Below are 20,035 nucleotides of genomic sequence, written 5' to 3' on the forward strand. Positions count from 1 at the left end.
CCTGTGATGGTGGCGCCGACCCTGCCCTACGGAAGCTGGCCCTCACCCATCGACGCGGGCCTCGCCGCCGCGCTCGACGGGCGGCCCGAGTACGTCGGCGCGATCGGCCCCGAGGTCTGGTGGACCGAGCCACGGCCCCGGGAGGGCGGCCGCCGCGCCCTCGTCCGCCGCCCCGCCGCGGGCGGACCCGGGGCGACGGCGCTGCCCGCGCCGTGGAACGTGCGCAGCAGGCTCACCGAGTACGGCGGCCTGCCCTGGGCCGGGGCCGAACGGGCCGCGGGCGGGCCCCTGCTGGTGTTCGTGCACTTCGCCGACCAGCGGCTCTACGCGTACGAGCCGGACGCGCCCGACGGCGCCCCGCCGCGGCCCCTGACGCCCGTCTCCGAGGTCGGCGGCGGACTGCGCTGGGCCGATCCGGTGCTGCGCGGCGGTGAAGTCTGGTGCGTGCTGGAGGAGTTCTCCGGCCCGGCCCCGACCGACGTGCGCCGGGTACTGGCCGCCGTACCGCTGGACGGGTCGGCGGCCGGGGACCGGGGCGCCGTACGGGAACTGACCGACGGGCGGCACCGGTTCAGCACCGGGCCCCGGCTCTCCCCGGACGGGCGGCGTGCCGCCTGGCTGGTGTGGGACCACCCCCGGATGCCCTGGGACGGCACCGAACTGCTGCTGGCCGAGATCACCGCGGACGGGGAGCTGACCGGGGTGCGCACCGTGCTCGGCGGCCCCGAGGAGGCCGTCGCCCAGGTGGAGTGGACCCCCGGCGGGACCCTCCTCGCGGTGAGCGACCGCAGCGGCTGGTGGAACCCGTACCGGGTGGACCCTGAGACGGGCGGGGCGGTCAACCTGTGCCCCCGCGAGGAGGAGTTCGGCGGCGCGCTGTGGAAGCCGGGGCTGCGCTGGCTCGCCCCGCTGCCCGACGGCCTGCTCGCCGTCCTGCACGGCCAGGGGTCCTCGGTGCTGGGCGTCCTCGACCCGGACAGCGGCGACCTGGTGGACGCGGCCGGTCCGTGGACGGAGTGGCAGCCGACGCTCGCGGTGAGCGGCACCCGGGTCTACGGGGTCGCCGCCAGCCCGCGCAGCGCGTACGAGGTGGTGGAGCTGGACACCGCCAGCGGGCACGCCCGGGTGATCGGCGGCGGGGCCCGGTCCGGGGCGGACCCGGCCGGCGCGGCCGAAGGCGCGGGCCGGCTGGACCCGGCCTACTACCCGGAACCGCAGAGCCGCACCTTCCTCGGCCCCGACGACCGGCAGATCCACGCGCACGTCTACCCGCCCCACCACCCCACCTGCCGGGCCCCCGCCGACGAGCTGCCCCCGTACGTGGTGTGGGCGCACGGCGGCCCCACCGACCACGTGCCGCCCGTACTCGACCTGCACATCGCCTACTTCACCTCGCGCGGCATCGGGGTGGTCGAGGTGAACTACGGCGGTTCCACCGGCTACGGCCGCGCCTACCGAGAGCGGCTGCGCGAGCAGTGGGGCGTGGTGGACGTAGAGGACTGCGCGGCGGTGGCCCGCGCGCTGGCCGCGGAGGGCACCGCCGACCCGGACCGGCTCGCCATCCGCGGCGGCAGCGCGGGCGGCTGGACGGCGGCCGCCTCCCTGGCCGCCACCGACCTCTACGCCTGCGCGGCGATCATCTACCCGGTCCTGGACCTGCTGGGCTTCGCCGAGGAGACCCACGACCTGGAGTCCCGCTACATCGACGGCCTCGCCGGGCCGCCGCAGACCCTCGCCGTCCGCTGCCGCGAGCGCTCGCCGGTGGCCCGGGCCGACCGGATCACCGCGCCGTTCGTCCTGCTCCAGGGGCTGGAGGACCCGGTCTGCCCGCCGGCCCAGGCGGAGCGGCTGCTGGCGGCGATGCGGGGGCGGTCCGTACCGCACGCGTACGTGGCCTTCGCGGGCGAGGGCCACGGCTTCCGGCGGGCCGACACCATGGTCCGGGCGCTGGAGGCGGAACTGTCGCTGTACGCCCAGGTCTTCGGGATCGAACGCGCGGACATCCCCCGTCTGGCCCTGCACGGCTGACGCCCGGGGGATGTGGTCACGGCGGTAGCGGTGCCCTACACGTAGCCTGGGGCCGTGACCTTCTTCCCCTACCTGCGCGAGGGCGCCCGGGTGGGCCTGCGGCCCTTCCGGGTCGCCGACGGGCCCGAGTTCACCGCCCGCGTGCGGGAGAGCCGCGAGCTCCACCGGCCGTGGCTGTTCCCGCCCGCGACCGTCGAGGAGTACGAGCCCTACGCGCGCCGGCTGGCAGCGGGCGAGGACCGGGCCGGATTCCTCGTCTGCGAGCTCGGGACCGGGGCCGTCGCCGGATTCGTCAACGTCAACAACATCGTGCGCGGTGCCTTCGAGTGCGGGGCCCTCGGCTACGGCGCCTTCGCGCACGCCGCCGGCCGCGGACTCCTCCGCGAAGCCCTCGGCCTGGTCCTCGCGCACGCCTTCGCCCCGGTGGGGGAGGGCCTCGGACTGCACCGCCTGGAGGCCAACATCCAGCCCGCGAACGCCGCTTCGATCGCCCTGGTGCGCGGCGCGGGCTTCCGGCTCGAAGGGTTCTCCCCCGCCTTCCTGCACGTCGACGGGGCCTGGCGCGACCACGAACGCTGGGCGCTGACGGCCGAAATGCCGTGCCCGCCGGGTCCGCGTGGAACAGGATGAGGTCATGCGATCCCTCGTGCTCCTCGACGCCCCGTCCAACCTCGGCCTGCGACCGCCCGCACCCGGCACCGTCCCCGGGGTCTACAAGCTGGCCGGCGCCCTGCGCGAACAGGGCCTGCTCGGCCGGCTCGGTGCGCGCGAGGGCGGGGTGGTGGTCCCGCCGCGCTACGACCGGGGCGACTGGAAGGAGGGCGACGGGGTGTTCCACGCCGAGGCCCTCGCCGCGTACACCGTCACCCTCGCCGACCGCATCGAAGAGCACCTGCGGGACGGGGAGTTCCCCGTCGTCCTCGGCGGTGACTGCTCGATCCAGCTGGGCGCCGCCCTCGCCATGCGCAGGCTCGGGCGGTACGGACTGGCCGCGATCGACGGCTCCGCCGACTTCCGCCATCCCGGGAACGAGGCCGTGAACGGGCCGGTCGGCGCCGCCGGGGGAGAGGAGCTCGCTCTGTCCACCGGGCGCGGCCAGCGCGACCTCACCGACCTGGAGGGGCTCTCGCCGTACCTGCGGGACGAGGACGTGCGCCTCTTCGGGCTGCGGGACGGGGACGCCGACCTGGTGGAGCTGCGCGCGGCGGGCATCGCGGCGGCCACGGTCGGGGAGATCCGCGAGCGCGGCGCCGGGCCGGTGGCGCGGGCGGCGCTGGACGGACTGCACCCGCCGGTCACCGCCGGGTTCTGGGTGCACCTGGACGCCGACGTACTGGATCCGGCCGTGATGCCCGCCGTGGACAGTCCCGACCCCGGAGGCCTGGTTCCGGACGAACTCGCCGAACTGCTCGGGGTGTTGGTGCGCTCGCCGCGGTGCGTCGGGCTCAACGTCACCATCTACGACCCGGACCTGGACCCGGACGGGCGTGCGGGCGCGCTGCTCGCCGACCTCGTCGCGGGCGCCTTTGCGTAATCCTGACCGGTGGTGATCCGCGCAACCCCTGTGCACCGGCCGCCATCGCGTGTTCCATTTCCCTCATGGCCACCACCGTCCGACGTGCCGTACTGACGCTCCCCGCCGCCCCGACCGGCCCCGAGAACCCGCTGCCCGCCCTGCGCGCGCCCGACGGGGTGCACGTCCTGGACGAGCGCTCGCGCCGGGGCCTGCCGCGCGACATGGCGCGGCAGATCGGGTACGCCCCGCTGCGCTCGCTGCTGCCCGTACGGATCCGGGACGGATACCGGCGCGAGCGCACGGAGCGGGAGTTCGACGCGGTCGTCATCGAGAACGCGCACCTGCGGGTCACCGTCCTGCCCGGTCTGGGCGGGCGCGTCCACTCGCTCGTGCACCTGCCCACCGGACGCGAACTCCTCTACCGCAACCCGGTGTTCCAGCCCGCCGACTTCGCCCTGAACGGTGCCTGGTTCTCCGGCGGCATCGAGTGGAACATCGGCGCCACCGGCCACACCACCTTGTCCTGCGCCCCGTTGCACGCCGCGCTCGTCCCGGCGCCGGACGGAGGCGTGATGCTGCGGATGTGGGAGTGGGAGCGGTTGCGCGACCTGCCGTTCCAGGTCGACCTGTGGCTGCCCGAGGACTCGGAGTTCCTGTACGTCGGCGTGCGCGTGCGCAATCCGCACGAGCGGCCCGCGCCCGTGTACTGGTGGTCCAACATCGCCGTCCCGGAGGACCCGGGCACCCGGGTCCTGGCCCCCGCCGACGAGGCCTGGCACTTCGGCTACGAGCGCTCGCTGCGGCGGATCCCGGTACCCGCCTGGGAGGGCGCGGACCGGACGTACCCGCTGCGCAGCCAGTACCCGGCCGACTTCTTCTACGAGCTCGCGGACGGGGCCCGGCCCTGGATCGCCTCGCTGGACGCGGCCGGCCAGGGGCTCGCGCAGACCTCCACCGGCGTGCTGCGCGGGCGCAAGCTGTTCGTGTGGGGCGCCGGCGCGGGCGGCCGGCGCTGGCAGGAGTGGCTGACCGAGCCGGGCACCGGCGGCTACGCCGAGATCCAGGCGGGCCTGGCCCGGACCCAGCTGGAGCACGTACGGCTGGAGGGCGGGGCGGAGTTCAGCTGGCTGGAGGCGTACGGGCCGCTCTCGGCGGACCCCGCGGCCGTGCACGGCCCCGACTGGCGGGCGGCCCGCGCCGCGGCCGGGGACGCGCTGGACGCCGTACTGCCCCGGGAGCGGGTGGACGCCGCCTACGAGGCGTGGCGCGGCCGCGCCGACACCGAGCCGGGCGAGCGGCTGGCGGAGGGCTCGGGCTGGGGAGCGCTGGAGGTGCTGTGCGGGGGCCACGAGCTGCCCGGCACGCCCTTCGCCGAGTCCACGCTCGGCGAGGAGCAGGCCCCCTGGCTGGAGCTGTGGCGCACGGGCGCCTTCCCGGAGCCGAAGCGGGTGGCGCCGCCGGGGCCCAGCCTGGTCGCCGCGCACTGGCGGGACATGCTGGAGACGGCCCCGGCGGACCCGCTCACCGAGTACCACCTGGGCGTGGCCCAGTGGCACGCCGGTGACGTGGCCCAGGCGGTACGGAGCTGGGAGCGCGGGCTGGCGCTCGCCCCCTCGCGGTGGCCGCTGCTGCGCTGCCTGGCGGTGGCCGACGCCCTGGCCGGCGCCCCGGCGCGGGCGGCCGACGGATTCGCGGCGGCCTTCGAGGACCTGGCCGCGGAGAGCCGGGGCGGCGAGCCGTGGACGGCGGCGGAGGCAGCGCTGGGCCGGGAGGCGATGACGGCCCTGCTGGCCGCCGGGCGGCTGGCGGAGGCCCGCCGGGTCTGGGACCGGCTGCGGCCGGCCCTGCGCGAACACGGCCGCTTCCGGCTGCTCGCGGCGCGGCTCCTGGCGGCGGAGGGCCATGTGGCCGCGGCCCGGCGGGTCTTCGAGGACGGGTTCGAGATCCCGGACCTCAGGGAGGGGGAGGAGACCCTCTCCGAGGTCTGGTCCGCCCTGACGGACCGCCCGCTGCCCGCCCGCTACGACTTCCGCATGCGCCCGCCCGGCACGCCGTAGGTCGTGTTCCTAGTGCTGTGGCCGGAAAGGTTTGCCGGGTCGCGTCGTCCGGTGCGGTGCATCGCAAGGCGGAGGGCCGCGGCTCGTACTGGACGTACCGGCGGGGTCCGACAACGCGGCGAGGTGCCGTGCCGGGCGGCGCGACCCGGTGGACCTTTCCGGTCACAGCACTAGAGACCTGGCGTCAGGCCCGGCACAGGATCTCGCCGTTCAGGACCGAGAACCAGGCGTCGGGGTGGGCGCCCCAGGCGCGCCACGCCTCGGCGGCGGCAGTCAGGTCAGCGGCCGTCGCGTGACCGCCCCCGGTGGCGATGTCCGCGTAGGCGGAGGCCGTCGTCCGGTCCGCCCACAGCGCCGACCACCAGGCGGTCTCCTCCGCGGTGGCGTAGCACCAGGCCGTCGCCGAGCACCGGACGTCGGTGAACCCGGCCTCCCGCGCCCAGGCCGCCAGCCTGCGGCCCGCGTCCGGCTCGCCGCCGTTGGCGCGGGCCACCCGGCGGTACAGACCCAGCCACTCCTCCAGCCCCGGCGTCGCCGGGTACCAGGTCATCGCCGCGTAGTCGGCGTCCCGCGCGGCCACGATCCCGCCCGGGCGGCACACCCGCCGCATCTCGCGCAGGGCCCGCACCGGGTCGCCGACGTGCTGGAGCACCTGATGGGCGTGGACCACGTCGAAGGAGTCGTCCGGGAAGTCCAGCGCGTGCACGTCCGCGGTGGCGAACTCCACACCGGTCAGGCCGCGCTCCGCCGCGTACGCGCGGGCCTGTTCGACGATGTCCGCGGAGGCGTCCACGGCGGTGACCTTGCCGCCCGGGGCGACCAGTTCCGCCAGGTCGGCGGTGATGGTGCCGGGGCCGCAGCCCACGTCCAGGACCGAGAGCCCCGGACGCAGCTCGGGGACCAGGTACGCGGCCGAGTTCGCGGCCGTGCGCCAGCGGTGCGAGCGCAGTACCGACTCGTGGTGGCCGTGCGTGTAGACGGCGGTCTCCTTGGTGGCGTTCATGGCCTGGCCCCTCCTCGTCGAAGCGTTGTCCCCACCGTAGTGGATCAGTTCGTCATCTGAGATGGCCGTTTTGACATGTGGACACGCTCCTTGTGTGTCAAGGGGACCGGGTGGGGCGGTGGCAAGGTCCGGCCGGTGCGAGGAGAGTGGGCGCAGGGGGTCGCACACCCGTGGCAGAGGACGGTGGAGCCATGCCGGACACGCTGCTCGCTCAGCACGCCGAGGCGCTGCGGCTCTTCGGCGAGCGCGTGCGCGCCGTCGGGGACGACCAGTGGGACGCGCCGACCCCGTGTGCGCAGTGGACCGTGCGGGACCTGGTCAACCACGTGACCGGGGAGCAGCTGTGGATCCCGCCGCTGGTCACCGAGGGCCGCACCGTGGAGGAGCTCGGCGACGCCTTCCCCGGCGACGTGCTGGGCGAGGACCCGGTCGCCAGCTGGGAGCGGGCCGCGGCCGCCGCGCACGCGGCCTTCGCCGCGCCCGGGGTGCTCGACCGGACCGTCAGGCTCTCCTACGGGCCCGCGCTCGGATCGGCGTACTGCTCGGAGCTGACCGCCGACTGCGTGGTGCACACCTGGGACCTCTCGCGGGGCATCGGCGCCGACGACCGGCTGCCGGACGGCCTCGTGGAGTTCTCCATCAAGGAGGTCATGCCGTACGCCGACGCGCTCGCGGGCAGCGGAATGTACGCGGAGCCGCTGGAGGTCCCGCCGGGCGCGAACGCGCAGACCCGGCTGCTCGCGCTGCTCGGGCGGAAGGGCTGACCGGCTCCGACGACGGGCGTATCGCAGCAAATAATCGTATAAAGGGCAGGCGGGCAGGGCAGGGCCGGCGGACTGGCGGAGCGGAGCGGGCGCGAGCGCGGAAGGCGGGAACCGGTGGCGGGGATACAGCGCACGGCGGCGGAGGGCCGCGGTCCGGTCCGGTACGGTCCGCCCGCGCCCCAGCCCGGCCTGCCCGTGCTCCCCGAACTCCTCTCCGTCCTCGCCGCAGCCGCCGGCCGCTCCGCCCCCGAACCCCCCGGCGGCGGCGAGGCCGTCCGCGAGGCCGCGTGCCGGTACTGGGGGCGGCGCGGGCTCGCGACCGCCCCGGAGAACGTGGCCGCCGGACCCGGCGCCCCCGGGCTGCTGCTCGCCCTGCTCGGCGCGTACGGGGGCGACGTGATGCTGCCCCGGCCCTGTCCCGCCTGGTGGACCCCGCAGGTCCGGCTGCTGGGACGGCGGGCCTACCACGTGCCCACCCCGGCCGAATGCGGCGGTGTACCGGACCCGTACGCCCTGCTGGAGACCGTACGGCGGGTGCGCGCCGAGGGCGGCGACCCGCGCGTGCTGCTGCTGTCGGTGGCCGACGACCCGACCGCGACCGTGCCGCCGCCCGAGATGCTGCTGGAGGCCTGCGAGGCCGCCGCCTCCGCCGGGCTGTTCGTCGTCAGCGACGAGAGCTGGCGCGACACCGTCCACCGGCCGCACGACACGCTCGTCCTGAGCCCCGCAGAGATGCTCCCCGACCAGGCGGCCGTCCTGGTCGACCTGTCCGGAGCGCTGCTGCCCGCGGGCTGGCCCGCCGCCGTGGTCCGCTTCCCCGCCACCCCGCGCGGGACCTGGCTGCGCGCCCGGACCCTCGACGTGCTCACCGCCACCGGCGCGCTGGTCGCGGGCCCCGTCGCCGGGGCCGCCGCGCACGCCCTGGACGAACCCGACGCCGTCGCCGGACGGGTCCGGGCGGCGGCCGCCCTGCACGGAGCGGTGGCCGCGGCCGCGCACCGGGAACTGCTCGCCGTCGGAGCCCTGGCGCGGCCCCCGCAGGCCGGGCGGCACCTGTACGCCGACCTCACCCCGCTGCGCGCCGGGCTGGCCCGGCACGGGGTGGGCGACGCGATGGAACTGGAGGACTGGCTCGGCGGCCGGCTCGGCGCGGCCACGCCCGGCGGACAGCGGTTCGCGGACGAACTGGGGGCGCTGCGCGTGCGGTTGTCGACCGGTCCGCTGCTGGGGGCCACCCCCGAGGAACGACTGGCCGCGCTCACCGCCGCCGACCCGCTCGCCCTCCCGTACGTACGACGCTCCCTGGACCTCCTCGGATCAGTCCTGGCCGGGCTGGCCTGATCCCGACCCGGTGAACGGAGACACCCGATGAGGGACCAGCCAGACGCCCCCGCCGCCGCCGATCCCGGACCCGCCCCGGCCGCTGCCGCTCCGGCTCCGTCCCCTGCTGCCGCCGCTGCTGCCGCCGCTTCGGCTCCCGCTCCCGTTCACGCCGCTCCCGCTCCGTCCCCTGCCGCTTCGGCCCCTGCCGCCACCGCTTCGGCTCCGGCCGCCGCCGCTCCGGCTCCGGCTGCCGCCGCTCCGGCTCCCGCTGCCGCTCCCGTTCACGCCGCTCCCGCTCCGGGCACCGCTGCCGCCCCGGCTCCTGCCGCTACGCCTCAGCCCCACCCCGGACCCCACCCCGGCCCCCGCCCCGGCTCCGGCTCCGGCTCCGGCTCCGGCGGCGTGGGGGCGGGCGCCGGGCCGCGGGCGCTCGGGGAGGTCCGCCGCTGGCCGCGTTCCTTCGCCGACCGGCTGACCACCCCGTTGCCGGGGCTGCGGGGCTTCGCCCGGCTCGCCCGTGAAGGCGCCTTCCGGCCCGACCCCGCGGGGCTGCGGGGCATCCCGGACCTGCCGTACGAGCCCGCCCCGCTGCCCGCCGCGCCGCCCGGCACGGTCTGCGTCACCTGGGCCGGACACGCCAGCTGGCTGATCCGCACCGGCGGGCTGACCGTGCTGACCGACCCCGTCTGGTCCCGGCGGATCCTCGGCACCCCGACCCGGATGACGCCCGTCGGGGTCCGCTGGGAGGACCTGCCGCCCGTGGACGCGGTGGTGATCAGCCACAACCACTACGACCACCTCGACGCGCCCACCCTCAAGCGACTGCCGCGGCACACCGCCCTGTTCGTCCCGGCGGGCGTGGCCCGCTGGTGCCGGCGCCGCGGGTTCACCCGGGTCACCGAGCTCGACTGGTGGGAGTACGCCGAACTGGGCGGCGTACGCTTCGAGTTCGTCCCCGCCCACCACTGGTCGAGGCGGTCCCTGATCGACACCTGCCGGACCCTGTGGGGCGGCTGGATCCTCACCGACGCCCGGAGCCCGGTACCGAGCACGGTCTACTTCGCCGGCGACAGCGGCTACGGCCACTGGTTCGCCGAGATCGGCCGCCGCCACCCCGGCATCGACCTCGCGCTCCTGCCGGTCGGGGCCTACGCCCCGCGCTGGTGGCTCAGCGAGGTCCACGCCGACCCGGAGGAGGCCGTACGGGCCTGCCTCGACCTCGGCGCCCGGCGGATGGCCCCCATGCACTGGGGCGCCTTCGTCCTCTCCGCGGAACCCGTCATGGAGCCCCTCCACCGCACCCGGGCCGCCTGGGCCCGCGCCGGCCTGCCCCGCGAAGACCTCTGGGACCTCCCGATCGGCGCTTCCCGGATACTGCCCCCGCAGACCCCCGGGGCCGAGCCGCGGTAGGTGCGGGCGGTGCGGTGCTCAACGCCCCGGCCGCAGGCGCCGCCAGAGCGACGGGCCCGCGCTGATCAACAGGGTCAGGCCCACCGCCAGGGCCACGCCCTTCCAGGGCTCCGAGAAGAGCGAGCCGCCCAGGATGCCGATCAGGCCGTACGTCGCCGCCCAGGCCAGGCACGCCGGGGCGTCGCCGCGGGCGAAACGGCGCAGCGGGAGCTCTGCCAGCAGGCAGGCCAGCATCACCGGGATGCGCCCCGCCGGGAGCAGCCGGGAGACCACCAGGACCAGCACCCCGTGCTGGTCCAGCTTCGTCTGCGCCTGCTCCAGCCGCTCGGGCGTGGCCCGCCCGCGCAGCGCCTCCAGCCAGCGCGAGCCGTTGCGCGAGCGCACCCCGCGCCGGCCCAGCCAGTACAGGGCCACGTCCCCGGTGAACGCCGCCAGCGCCGACACCCCGAAGACCAGCAACAACCCGAAGGGCAGCGACTGGTGGTGGAAGGCCACCACCGCCGCCGAACTGACCAGCGCCCCCGTCGGGATCACCGGCACCAGCGCGCCGAGCGCCACCAGCACGAACAGCGCCGGATAGCCCACCGCCTGCTGGGTGGTCTCGGGCGGCACCTGGCCGGCCGCCGCCGCGACGTCGCGCAGGATCACGGCAGCCGCACCCGCTCGCCGTGCCCGGGCACCCGTACGGTCACCTTCGGCGCCAGCCGCCGCGCCCGGCGCGCGAACTCCTCGCCCGGCGCGTGGAACTCGTGCGGCCGCACCGCGTCCAGCCCGATCGGCCAGTACGTCCCGTAGTGCACCGGGACCGCGGCCGCCGGCGCCAGTTCGGCCAGCGCCTCGGCCGCCCGGGACGGGTCCAGGTGGCCCGGACCCAGGTACGGTCCCCAGCCGCCCACCGGCAGCAGCGCCACGTCCACCGGCCCGACCTCGTCCGCCATCGCCTCGAACAGCCCGGTGTCGCCGGCGAAGTAGGTCCGCGCCGCGCCCTGGACCACGTACCCGAGCGCGGGGGCGAGCTGCGGCCCGAACGGCAGCCGCCGCCCGTCGTGCCGCGCGCTGACCGCCCGTACCCGTACGCCGTCCCGTACGGCGGCCTCGTCGCCCGGCGCCAGCTCGGTCACCGCCAGCCCGCGCATCCCGGCGACCCGTGCCAGCCCCGGCACCGCCCGGCGCGCGCCGCGCGGCACGATCAGTCGGGTGCCGGGCGCGAGCCGCGCCAGCGACGGCAGATGCAGATGGTCGGCGTGCAGGTGCGACACCAGCACCGCGTCCGCCACCGCCGCCTCGGGCGGGGGCACCGCCCCGCGCCTGCGCCGCAGATGAGCCAGCCGCCGCGCGAACAGCGGGTCCGTCAGCACCCGGACCCCGGAATCCTCGACCGTGCACGTGGCATGCCCCCACCAGGTGATCTCCACCGGCACCCGGCCTCCCTCCCTCCCGCACCCCGCGCCCGCACCCGCGCCTCGCCCACGAGCCTAAAGGCTGCCCCGGTGATCCGCCGGGAACCGGAAGTGACCGCCCCCTCCTCCCGGGCGGCGGTTCGGAGTAGGGTCGGGCGGCATGGAAGAGCTGCGCGTGGCCGCGATCGCCAGCCTGGCCCCGCTCGAAGACCTGGACGCCGACCCCTTCGCCGTGGACACCCGGAGCCAACAGGCGATGTGCGCCCGCTGGGCCACAGACCAGGGCTACGTCGTGACGAAACAACTGCTCTTCTACGGGCTGCGCTCCGACCACTGCGGGCTCTGGTCCGGCATCGACGACGGGCAGGTGGACATGTTCGTCGCCGCCAACCACCGGGTGCTGGCCCGCGCGCTGCGCTCCGTCGAGGAGTTCACCGCCGAATGCGAACGGCGCGGCGTACGGCTGGAGACCGCCGGACTCGACGAGCCGTCCTACACCTCCGCGATGAAGGCCGAGGTGCACCGCAGGCTCTCCATGCCGACCGCCGGCTACGACGGCACCTGACCGCCACCCGGCCCGTGGCGGAGCGGCACCCGTGTCGCCCGGCCGGGTGAGCGGCGCTGTGCGAGCCTGGGAGGCGGGACGGGGGCCCGCGGGCGTGCGCGGGCCGAAGCGGTGAGGCGGGTACGGCGTGTTGCGAGGACGGTGGCGGACCGCGGGCAGCGCCCTGGTGCGGGTGATCCTCGTGTGGGCGGTGTCCACACTCACCATGCTCGCGCTGGCCGGGATCCTGCCCGATTTCCGGCTCCAGTCCGGGGACGGCGACAGCGTCACGCAGATCGGGCTGACCGCCGCCTGGGGCGCGGGGGCCTTCGGCCTTCTGAGCGCACTGGTCTGGCCGGTGCTCGTACGGGCCCTGCTGCTGGTGCCCGCCCTGGTGCTCGGGCTGCTCGTCTTCTTCCTGAACGGTTCGCTGCTGCTGCTGGCGCTCAGCCTGATCCCGGCCGGCCGGGGCGAGGTGGCACCGGAGACCGCGGTCGTGGTGGCCGCGGTGATGTCCGCCGTGGCCTCGGCGACCTCGACCGCGCTCGCCGTGCGCGACGACGAGGCCTACCGGCGGCGGCTCTACCGGCTCGCCGACCGGCGCCGCCGCAGGCAGGGCCGCGCGGGCGGGCGGGGCCCTGCCGGGGCCGCGCCGGGCCTGGTATTCCTCCAGCTCGACGGGGTCGGGTACGAGGCGCTGCGCCGGGCCTCGGGCAGCGCGCTGATGCCGACCGTGCGGGCCTGGCTGGACGACAGCCACCGCATCACGTCGTGGCGTACGGACTGGTCCAGCCAGACCGGGGCCAGCCAGCTCGGGATCCTGCACGGCTCCAACTTCGACGTGCCGGCCTTCCGCTGGTACGAGAAGGACACCGGTGAGGTGGTGGTCTGCAACCGGCCCACCAGCGCCGCCGAGCTCCAGCGGCGGGCGGTCGGGCGCACCGGGGACGGCGGCCTGCTCACCCTGGACGGGGCCAGCCGCGGCAACCTGTTCAGCGGAGGCGCCGACCAGCTGGCGCTGGTGCTGTCGGTCTCGGCCAGGCGGGGCCGGGCGAACCGGTCCCGCGCGGGCTACTTCGCCTACTTCTCCGACCCGGCCAACGCCGTCCGTACGGCCCTGTCCTTCGTCGCCGAGGTGGCGCGGGAGATCGGCCAGTCGGTGCGGGCGCGGATCCGCGGGGAGCAGCCGAGGGTGTCGCGCGGCGGCCTGTACCCGCTGATCCGGGCCTTCGCCACGGTCGTGGAACGCGACGTGGTGGTGGCGGCCGTGATCGGGGACATGCTCGCGGGCCGTGCCGCGGTCTATGCGGACCTGGTCGCCTACGACGAGGTCGCGCACCACAGCGGCCCGAGCGGCCGGGACACCGACCAGGTCCTGGCCCGCCTCGACCGCAGCCTCGCCCTGATCGCCCGGGTCGCCGAGCACGCGCCGCGCCAGTACCGGATCGTGCTGCTCTCGGACCACGGGCAGAGCCCGGGGGAGACCTTCCTGAGCCGGTACGGGCTCACCCTGAAGGACCTGGTCCGGGCGGGCTGCGGGCTGCCGGTCTCCCGCCGGGCCGGCCGTACCCGCAGCGGCGCCGAGGCCCGCGCGGCCGTCCTCGCGGCCCTGCACCGGCCGGTGGAGGAGGAGGGCGAGGAGGCCCGTCCGGAGCGCGGCTCCGCCCCGCTGGTACTGGCCTCGGGGAACCTCGGGCTGATCTCCTTCCCGGCGGTCCCCGGCCGGGCCTCGCGGGAGTGGATCGAGCGGACGCACCCCGCCCTGCTGGCGACCCTGGCGAACCATCCGGGCGTGGGCTTCCTGCTGGTGGACGGGGTGGTGCTGGGCCCGGGCGGGGCGACGGCGCGGCTGGACGTCCCGGGTGAGGCGGAGGAGTTCCTGGCGTCCTTCGGCCCGGGCGCGGCCGGGGCCGTCCGGCGGACCGACTCCTTCCCGCACGTGGCCGACATCATGGTCAACTCGGCGTACGACCCCCGTACGGGCGCGGTGCACGCCTTCGAGGAGCAGATCGGCTCGCACGGCGGTCTGGGCGGTGAGCAGGGGCACCCGTTCCTGATGTGGCCGACGGACCTCTCCGACCCGGGCGCGGAGCTGGTGGGCGCGGAGTCGGTGCACGCGGTGCTGCGGCGCTGGCTGCGGGAGGCGGACGGCCCGCAGGTCCCGGTCGGACCCGGGGCCGCCGCGCGGCCCGCCGGGGGGCCGGTGGAGGATCCGCGGCCTGAGGGCGGCAGCGGCGCAACCTTTCCGCCCACAGGGGTGCCCGCACGGGATGAAATCCGCTGATTTGGTGCCGCCTTTGCGGTGGCCGACCATGTGTCGACCTGCCCACCATATGAGACATTTCGAGGCGCACCACCGATGACCAGCACCGTAGCCCCGCCCGCCGAGACCATAGGGACCGCGGGGCCCGGCCCGCAGGGCGATCCGCACGCGCGCCGCTTCGGCCTTCCCGTCGCCACCTGCCTGGTCATGGGCAACATCATCGGCGGCGGAATCTTCCTCCTCCCCGCCTCGGTGGCGCCCTTCGGCACCATCAGCCTCCTCGCCTTCGCCCTGCTCACCGTCGGTGCGGTCGCCCTCGCGCTGGTCTTCGGCCGGCTCGCGCAGCGGCATCCGCAGACCGGCGGCCCGTACGTCTACGCCCGCGCCGCCTTCGGGGACTTCGCCGGTTTCCTCGCCGCCTGGAGCTACTGGATCACCGGCTGGGTGTCGAACGCGGCCCTCGCGGTGGCGTCGGTCGGCTACCTGTCGGTGCTGTTCCCGGCCGTCGGCGCGCACAAGTGGTCGATGTGCCTGGCCGCGCTGGCCGTGCAGTGGCTCCCTGCGCTCGCCAACCTGGCCGGCACCCGCTACGTCGGCGCGGTCCAACTGGTCGCGACCGTGCTGAAGTTCGTCCCGCTGCTGCTGGTGGCCGTGGGCGGGCTGTTCTTCTTCGACGCGGACAACCTCGGCCCCTTCCGGGCCACCGACCAGAGCGCGGTCGGTGCCGTCTCCGCCTCCGCGGCGATCCTGCTCTTCAGCTACCTCGGCGTCGAGTCCGCCGCCGTCAGCGCGGGCGAGGTGCGCGACCCGGCCCGCAACGTCGGCCGGGCCACGATCCTGGGCACGGCCGGCGCCGCCGCCGTCTACCTGCTCGGCACCCTGGCCGTCTTCGGCCTGGTCGCCCACGACACCCTCGTCACCTCCCAGGCGCCCTTCACCGACGCGGTGAACGCCATGTTCGGCGGGACCTGGGGCGGCACGGTGGTCGCCTGCGCCGCGGTGGTCTCGATCACGGGCGCCCTCAACGGATGGACCCTGCTCAGCGCGCAGACCCCGTACGCAGCCGCCAAGGACGGGCTCTTCCCGAAGGCCTTCGCGACGAAGAAGCGCGGCGTACCGGTCCTCGGCGTCCTCGTCACGGTCCTGCTCGCCTCGGCCCTGACCGTCTACAACTACACGGCCGGCTCGGAGGGCGTCTTCGAGATGCTGGTCCTGGTCACCACCTTCACGGCCACCGTCCCGTACCTGCTGTCCACCGCCGCCCAGGTCTACTTCCTGGCCACGGGCCAGTCGGCGCGCGTCGACCGCCCCCGGCTGGTGCGCGACGCGGTCCTCGCCTGCCTGGCCTTCGGCTTCTCCATGTGGCTGGTCGCCGGTTCCGGCTACGCGGCCGTCTACCAGGGCGTGCTCTTCCTCTTCGCGGGCGTCCTGGTCCACGCCGTCATGTCGGCCCGCCGGGCGCGCCGCGCCGGAGCCCCCACCGGCGCGTGAGGCCCCGCAGCGGCGCCTGAGGCCCGTACCGGGGTGTGGCCGTCCGGGGTGCGTTCACCCGGACGGCCGCACCCCGGATGCCGTCCCCACCCGGCCGGGGCAGGCTGTGGCCATTGACAGCCGCCACCGCACAGACGAGGACCGCGCCATGACCCACAGCCGGCGTATCGGCGTCATGACCGGGGTCGCAGCACTGCTGCTGACCGCCACCGCCTGCTCGGGCCTGGGCCGGAGCACCGTGGGCATGCTCAGCTTCCGGGGCCACGACTCCACGCTCGAGGTGAGCTACTCCAACACCCTGGTGAAGGGCTGCCACCGCATCGCCGTTCCGCACGGCGCCACCCACGTGGAGAACAACACCCTCGTCGACGTCGTCCTGTACCGGACGCCGGACTGCCGCAAGAGCGACCGCGACGACGGCATCTACGTCGCCACCACCCTCTCGAACGTGACGGCCCCCGCAAGCCTCCCCTGGCGCAGCTTCCGGGTCATCCACTGACCCGACGGCCGGGGACGCCGCTGATCACGGACGGGTGGTGCGGCACCCTGCGGATCCGGCGCGAGCACGCCTGTCCGGTTCCGCAGGGTGCCTCCCTGCCGTTCACGCCCCGAGGGCCCGTCTCCCGACCGGTTTAGTCGAGGTAGTCGCGCAGCACCTGCGAACGCGAGGGGTGACGCAGCTTCGACATGGTCTTGGACTCGATCTGGCGGATGCGCTCACGGGTGACCCCGTACACGCGGCCGATCTCGTCCAGGGTCTTCGGCTGGCCGTCGTTGAGGCCGTAGCGCATGGAGACCACGCCCGCCTCGCGCTCCGAGAGCGTGCCCAGGATGGACTGGAGCTGCTCCTGGAGGAAGGTGAAGGAGACCGCGTCGGCGGGCACGACCGCCTCGGAGTCCTCGATGAGGTCACCGAACTCGCTGTCGCCCTCCTCACCCAGCGGGGTGTGCAGGGAGATCGGCTCGCGGCCGTACTTCTGGACCTCGATGACCTTCTCGGGGGTCATGTCGAGTTCCTTGCCCAGCTCCTCCGGAGTGGGCTCCCGGCCGAGGTCCTGGAGCATCTGGCGCTGGACACGGGCCAGCTTGTTGATGATCTCGACCATGTGGACGGGGATGCGGATGGTGCGCGACTGGTCGGCCATGGCGCGGGTGATCGCCTGCCGGATCCACCAGGTCGCGTACGTGGAGAACTTGAAGCCCTTGGTGTAGTCGAACTTCTCCACGGCGCGGATCAGGCCGACGTTGCCCTCCTGGATCAGGTCCAGGAAGAGCATGCCGCGGCCGGTGTAGCGCTTGGCGAGGGAGACCACGAGGCGGAGGTTGGCCTCCAGCAGGTGGTTCTTGGCGCGGCGGCCGTCCTCGACGAGGATCTCCAGCTCGCGCTTGAAGGCGGGCTTGTGGTCCTCCTCCTCTTCGAGCTTGTACTCGGAGAACAGGCCCGCCTCGATGCGCTTGGCGAGCTCGACCTCCTGCTCGGCGTTGAGGAGCGGCACCTTGCCGATGAGCTTGAGGTAGTCCTTGACGGGGTCGGCGGTGGCGCCGGCCACCATGACCGTCTGCGCCGGGGCGTCGTCCTCGTCGTCGTCGGACAGGACGAAGCCCTGGGAGCCGCCGGTCTTCGGCGCCTCCTCCTCGGCCTCGTCGGCGAGGTCCTCGGCGGCCCAGTCCTCGCCCTCGGCGACGGGGGTCTCGCCCTCGTCGGCGTCCTTGGCACCGGTCTTCTTCGCCGCGGTGGTCTTCTTCACGGCCGTCTTCTTCACGGCGGCCTTCTTGACCGTGCGCTTCTTCGGCTCGGCGAGCTCCGCCGAGTCCGCCGGAGCGGCCTCGGTGTCGGCCGATATAGCCGCCGCGGCGGCGACGGGGGCGGCCGCGGTCTTGCGCGCGCCGATGGGGCGCGGCGCGGCGGCGGCCTTCTTGGCCACGGTGCGGGCGGGGGCGGCGGCCTTGCGGGGCTTCTTGGCGGCAGCCTTGGTGGCGGGGGCCGCGCTGACGTGGAGGGCGACACCCTCCTCGTCCAGGACCTGGTTCAGGCTGCGCAGGACCCGCTTCCACTGGTCCACCGGGATGCGGCCGGCCTCGAAGGCCTGGCGCACGTCGTCACCGTTGATGTGACCCTGCTCGCGGCCGCGCTCGACGAGCGCGACGAGGGCCTCCGATTCGGCGATCTCCGGAGGGAACGTACGGGACGGGCTGAGCGACACAAGGAGCCTCTCGTTGCGAACAGATATGGGGTGGACGGGACATCATCGCGCGAACTCGGGAAACAGACCCGAGGGGGGTCTGTATTCCGGGGCCGCGCGAGGACACCTGTCGGTTCATCGCACGCCCGAGTCGATTCGTTACGCGCTGAATTGAGTGACCTGCGCCACGCTGTGGCCGCGCAACCGATTTCGGCGCGGATCCGTCCGGCCCCGCGGTCAGCCCGTTTTGCGGGCCTCGATGAGGAAACGGGCGGTGTGCGCGATGAACGGGCCTTCGCGTTCGATCCGTTCGTGCAGCTCGCGCAACCGGTCCCGGTACTGCCCGACCGTGAAGCCGGGCACCATCCAGATCACCTTCCGTAGAAAGTAGATCACGGCTCCGATGTCGTGGAACTCCGTGCGCAGGCGTTCGGAGCGCAGATCGACCACTTCCAGCCCGGCCGACGTGGCCTCGGTCACTGCGTCGTCGGGGTGCCGGCCGCGCCGGACATCCTCCGGCTGCGGGCCGAGGAAGTACTCGACGAGCTCGAAGACGCTCGCCGGACCGACCTGCTGCGAGAGGTAGGAGCCGCCCGGCAGCAGCACGCGCGCGATCTCGTCCCACCAGATGGTCACCGGATGCCGGCTGGTGACCAGCTCGAAGGCCCCGTCCCCGAAGGGCAGCGGCGGCTCGTCGGTGTCGACGACCACGACCGCGCCGAGCGGGTGCAGCAGCTCCGTGGCCTTCTGGACGTTGGGCGGCCAGGACTCGGTGGCCACCGTCAGCGGGGGCAGCGGACCGGCCCCGGCGAGCACCTCGCCGCCGCCGGTCTGGATGTCGAGCACGGAGCGGACCCCGGCCAGGCGCTCCCGCAGCAGCCCCTGGTAGCCCCAGGAGGGACGCTGCTCGGTGGCCCGGCCGTCGAGCCAGGAGAAGTCCCAGCCGTCCACGGAGACCGATTCGGCTTCGGCGACGAGGTGGTCGAAAGTGCGCGTCATGTCTAGATCGTCCCAGGTCGGGCGCCGGTCAACCACCGGATATGTCGACTACAGTGGACGGCGGGCCGTGACTGGCGTTCGGGTGGATCACCACCGGGGAGCGGCCCGGCGTACTCCCGTATGTCGACTGCCGCGCGCCTGGGCGAACCGCGACCGCGATCCGCAGCGACGTTCAGGAGACCCCATGACGACCGCCACTGCCCAGCTGATGGACGGCACCGCCCTCGCGCGGCGCATCTCGGAGCAGACCGCCGCCCACGCGGCGAAGATCACCGAGCGCACCGGCACCGCGCCCTGCCTCGCGACCGTCCTGGTCGGCGAGGACCCCGCGTCCGTGACCTACGTACGCATGAAGCAGAACCGCTGCGCCAAGGCCGGGATCACCTCCCGCCACGTGGAGCTGCCGGCCGCCACCACCACCGAGGAACTGGTGGCCACCCTCACCGCGCTCTCCGAGGACCCCGAGATCAGCGGGATCCTGCTCCAGCACCCCGTCCCGCACCACATCGACGAGCGGGCCGCCTTCGAGGCCATCGCCCCGGGCAAGGACGTCGACGGGGTCACCATGCACTCCTTCGCCGCCATGGGCTTCGGCCTGCCGGGATTCGTCTCCTGCACCCCGGGCGGGATCATGCGGCTGCTCGCCGCCTACGACGTGGACCTGACCGGCAAGCACGCCGTCGTCGTCGGCCGCAGCGCGATCCTGGGCAAGCCCGCCGGGATGCTGCTGCTGGAGCAGAACGCCACCGTCACCTACTGCCACTCGCGCACCCAGGACCTGCCCTCGATCGTGCGCCAGGCCGACGTGCTGGTCGCCGCCGTCGGCAAGGCCGAGTTCATCCGCGGCGAGGACATCAAGCCGGGCGCGGTGGTCCTGGACGCCGGGTACAACGAGGGCAACGTCGGCGACGTCCACTTCGAGTCGGCCGCCGCCCGGGCCTCGCTGATCACCCCCGTACCGGGCGGGGTCGGCCCGATGACCATCGCCGTCCTGCTGGAGCAGACCGTCCAGGCGGCCGCAGCGCAGGCCGGCCTGGACCTCGCGGCCCTCTGA

The 20,035-nt window shown here is 74.9% G+C and carries 17 protein-coding genes and 1 riboswitch; of the genes, 12 read left to right on the forward strand and 5 right to left on the reverse strand.

What is annotated here, in order from left to right; translation table 11 throughout:
* The first annotated feature begins 6 nt into the window (after positions 1 to 6).
* From AB0D94_RS24450 to AB0D94_RS24465, 4 genes are all read left to right on the forward strand, one after another.
* Positions 7 to 2,028 carry a prolyl oligopeptidase family serine peptidase gene (locus AB0D94_RS24450; protein ID WP_362055499.1) on the forward strand — a complete coding sequence of 674 codons (2,022 nt, stop codon included), beginning with the start codon at positions 7 to 9 and terminating at the stop codon, positions 2,026 to 2,028.
* A 54-nt stretch (positions 2,029 to 2,082) separates the two neighbouring features.
* Entirely contained in the window at positions 2,083 to 2,658 is a 576-nt protein-coding gene (locus AB0D94_RS24455) for a GNAT family N-acetyltransferase (RefSeq protein WP_362055501.1), read from the forward strand.
* A gap of 4 nt (positions 2,659 to 2,662) precedes the next feature.
* The gene (locus tag AB0D94_RS24460) at positions 2,663 to 3,562 is read left to right on the forward strand and encodes an arginase family protein (RefSeq protein WP_362055503.1); all 900 of its coding nucleotides are present in this window, start codon (positions 2,663 to 2,665) and stop codon (positions 3,560 to 3,562) included.
* Positions 3,563 to 3,627: 65 nt separating this feature from the next.
* On the forward strand, positions 3,628 to 5,601 hold the full coding sequence (locus AB0D94_RS24465; protein ID WP_362055505.1) for a DUF5107 domain-containing protein: 1,974 nt from the start codon (positions 3,628 to 3,630) through the stop codon (positions 5,599 to 5,601).
* Positions 5,602 to 5,785: 184 nt separating this feature from the next.
* Here the strand turns inward: AB0D94_RS24465 and AB0D94_RS24470 are convergent, their stop codons facing one another.
* Positions 5,786 to 6,604, reverse strand: a complete 819-nt coding sequence (locus tag AB0D94_RS24470) for a methyltransferase domain-containing protein (protein WP_362055507.1) — start codon at positions 6,602 to 6,604, stop codon at positions 5,786 to 5,788.
* Positions 6,605 to 6,795: 191 nt separating this feature from the next.
* Here AB0D94_RS24470 and AB0D94_RS24475 point away from each other — a divergent pair, with 191 nt between their 5' ends.
* From AB0D94_RS24475 to AB0D94_RS24485, 3 genes are all read left to right on the forward strand, one after another.
* A complete protein-coding gene (locus tag AB0D94_RS24475; RefSeq protein WP_362055509.1) occupies positions 6,796 to 7,368 on the forward strand; it encodes a TIGR03086 family metal-binding protein in 573 nt (190 codons plus the stop codon).
* 123 nt (positions 7,369 to 7,491) lie between these two features.
* Positions 7,492 to 8,709: an aminotransferase class I/II-fold pyridoxal phosphate-dependent enzyme gene (locus AB0D94_RS24480; RefSeq protein WP_362055583.1), complete on the forward strand. Its 1,218-nt coding sequence runs from the start codon at positions 7,492 to 7,494 to the stop codon at positions 8,707 to 8,709.
* Between the two features lie 384 nt (positions 8,710 to 9,093).
* On the forward strand, positions 9,094 to 10,101 hold the full coding sequence (locus AB0D94_RS24485; protein ID WP_362055585.1) for an MBL fold metallo-hydrolase: 1,008 nt from the start codon (positions 9,094 to 9,096) through the stop codon (positions 10,099 to 10,101).
* 18 nt (positions 10,102 to 10,119) lie between these two features.
* Here AB0D94_RS24485 and AB0D94_RS24490 read toward each other — a convergent pair whose 3' ends face one another.
* Positions 10,120 to 10,743 (reverse strand): VTT domain-containing protein, encoded by a 624-nt coding sequence (locus AB0D94_RS24490; protein WP_362055587.1) that lies wholly within the window; start codon positions 10,741 to 10,743, stop codon positions 10,120 to 10,122.
* A 2-nt stretch (positions 10,744 to 10,745) separates the two neighbouring features.
* Positions 10,746 to 11,522, reverse strand: coding sequence for an MBL fold metallo-hydrolase (locus AB0D94_RS24495; protein WP_362055511.1), 777 nt, complete (start codon positions 11,520 to 11,522; stop codon positions 10,746 to 10,748).
* Positions 11,523 to 11,661: 139 nt separating this feature from the next.
* On the opposite strand from AB0D94_RS24495, the gene AB0D94_RS24500 reads away from it, so the two are divergent.
* From AB0D94_RS24500 to AB0D94_RS24515, 4 genes are all read left to right on the forward strand, one after another.
* Entirely contained in the window at positions 11,662 to 12,066 is a 405-nt protein-coding gene (locus AB0D94_RS24500; protein WP_362055513.1) for a hypothetical protein, read from the forward strand.
* Positions 12,067 to 12,193: 127 nt separating this feature from the next.
* The gene (locus tag AB0D94_RS24505; RefSeq protein ID WP_362055515.1) at positions 12,194 to 14,329 is read left to right on the forward strand and encodes a phage holin family protein; all 2,136 of its coding nucleotides are present in this window, start codon (positions 12,194 to 12,196) and stop codon (positions 14,327 to 14,329) included.
* A gap of 75 nt (positions 14,330 to 14,404) precedes the next feature.
* On the forward strand, positions 14,405 to 15,799 hold the full coding sequence (locus AB0D94_RS24510; protein ID WP_362055517.1) for an amino acid permease: 1,395 nt from the start codon (positions 14,405 to 14,407) through the stop codon (positions 15,797 to 15,799).
* 148 nt (positions 15,800 to 15,947) lie between these two features.
* Positions 15,948 to 16,298: a hypothetical protein gene (locus AB0D94_RS24515; protein WP_362055519.1), complete on the forward strand. Its 351-nt coding sequence runs from the start codon at positions 15,948 to 15,950 to the stop codon at positions 16,296 to 16,298.
* Between the two features lie 133 nt (positions 16,299 to 16,431).
* Here AB0D94_RS24515 and AB0D94_RS24520 read toward each other — a convergent pair whose 3' ends face one another.
* Together AB0D94_RS24520 and AB0D94_RS24525 are read right to left on the reverse strand one after the other, a co-directional pair.
* Positions 16,432 to 18,003, reverse strand: coding sequence for an RNA polymerase sigma factor (locus AB0D94_RS24520; protein ID WP_362055521.1), 1,572 nt, complete (start codon positions 18,001 to 18,003; stop codon positions 16,432 to 16,434).
* 216 nt (positions 18,004 to 18,219) lie between these two features.
* The gene (locus AB0D94_RS24525) at positions 18,220 to 18,981 is read right to left on the reverse strand and encodes a methyltransferase domain-containing protein (protein WP_362055523.1); all 762 of its coding nucleotides are present in this window, start codon (positions 18,979 to 18,981) and stop codon (positions 18,220 to 18,222) included.
* Between the two features lie 57 nt (positions 18,982 to 19,038).
* A riboswitch (ZMP/ZTP riboswitch) is annotated at positions 19,039 to 19,132 on the forward strand.
* Positions 19,133 to 19,165: 33 nt separating this feature from the next.
* On the opposite strand from AB0D94_RS24525, the gene AB0D94_RS24530 reads away from it, so the two are divergent.
* A complete protein-coding gene (locus tag AB0D94_RS24530) occupies positions 19,166 to 20,035 on the forward strand; it encodes a bifunctional 5,10-methylenetetrahydrofolate dehydrogenase/5,10-methenyltetrahydrofolate cyclohydrolase (protein WP_362055525.1) in 870 nt (289 codons plus the stop codon).

Origin of the sequence: Streptomyces sp. NPDC048255, from assembly GCF_040652415.1 — a bacterium.
In the GTDB taxonomy this organism is placed as follows: Bacteria; Actinomycetota; Actinomycetes; order Streptomycetales; family Streptomycetaceae; genus Streptomyces.

Bases quoted from the DNA above. Each gene is read 5' to 3' on its own strand.
- AB0D94_RS24450 (WP_362055499.1), top strand. From the start codon at position 7: ATGGTGGCGCCGACCCTGCCCTACGGAAGCTGGCCCTCACCCATCGAC.
- AB0D94_RS24460 (WP_362055503.1), top strand. From the start codon at position 2,663: ATGCGATCCCTCGTGCTCCTCGACGCCCCGTCCAACCTCGGCCTGCGA.
- AB0D94_RS24465 (WP_362055505.1), top strand. From the start codon at position 3,628: ATGGCCACCACCGTCCGACGTGCCGTACTGACGCTCCCCGCCGCCCCG.
- AB0D94_RS24470 (WP_362055507.1), bottom strand. From the start codon at position 6,604: ATGAACGCCACCAAGGAGACCGCCGTCTACACGCACGGCCACCACGAG.
- AB0D94_RS24475 (WP_362055509.1), top strand. From the start codon at position 6,796: ATGCCGGACACGCTGCTCGCTCAGCACGCCGAGGCGCTGCGGCTCTTC.
- AB0D94_RS24500 (WP_362055513.1), top strand. From the start codon at position 11,662: ATGGAAGAGCTGCGCGTGGCCGCGATCGCCAGCCTGGCCCCGCTCGAA.
- AB0D94_RS24510 (WP_362055517.1), top strand. From the start codon at position 14,405: ATGACCAGCACCGTAGCCCCGCCCGCCGAGACCATAGGGACCGCGGGG.
- AB0D94_RS24515 (WP_362055519.1), top strand. From the start codon at position 15,948: ATGACCCACAGCCGGCGTATCGGCGTCATGACCGGGGTCGCAGCACTG.
- AB0D94_RS24525 (WP_362055523.1), bottom strand. From the start codon at position 18,981: ATGACGCGCACTTTCGACCACCTCGTCGCCGAAGCCGAATCGGTCTCC.
- AB0D94_RS24530 (WP_362055525.1), top strand. From the start codon at position 19,166: ATGACGACCGCCACTGCCCAGCTGATGGACGGCACCGCCCTCGCGCGG.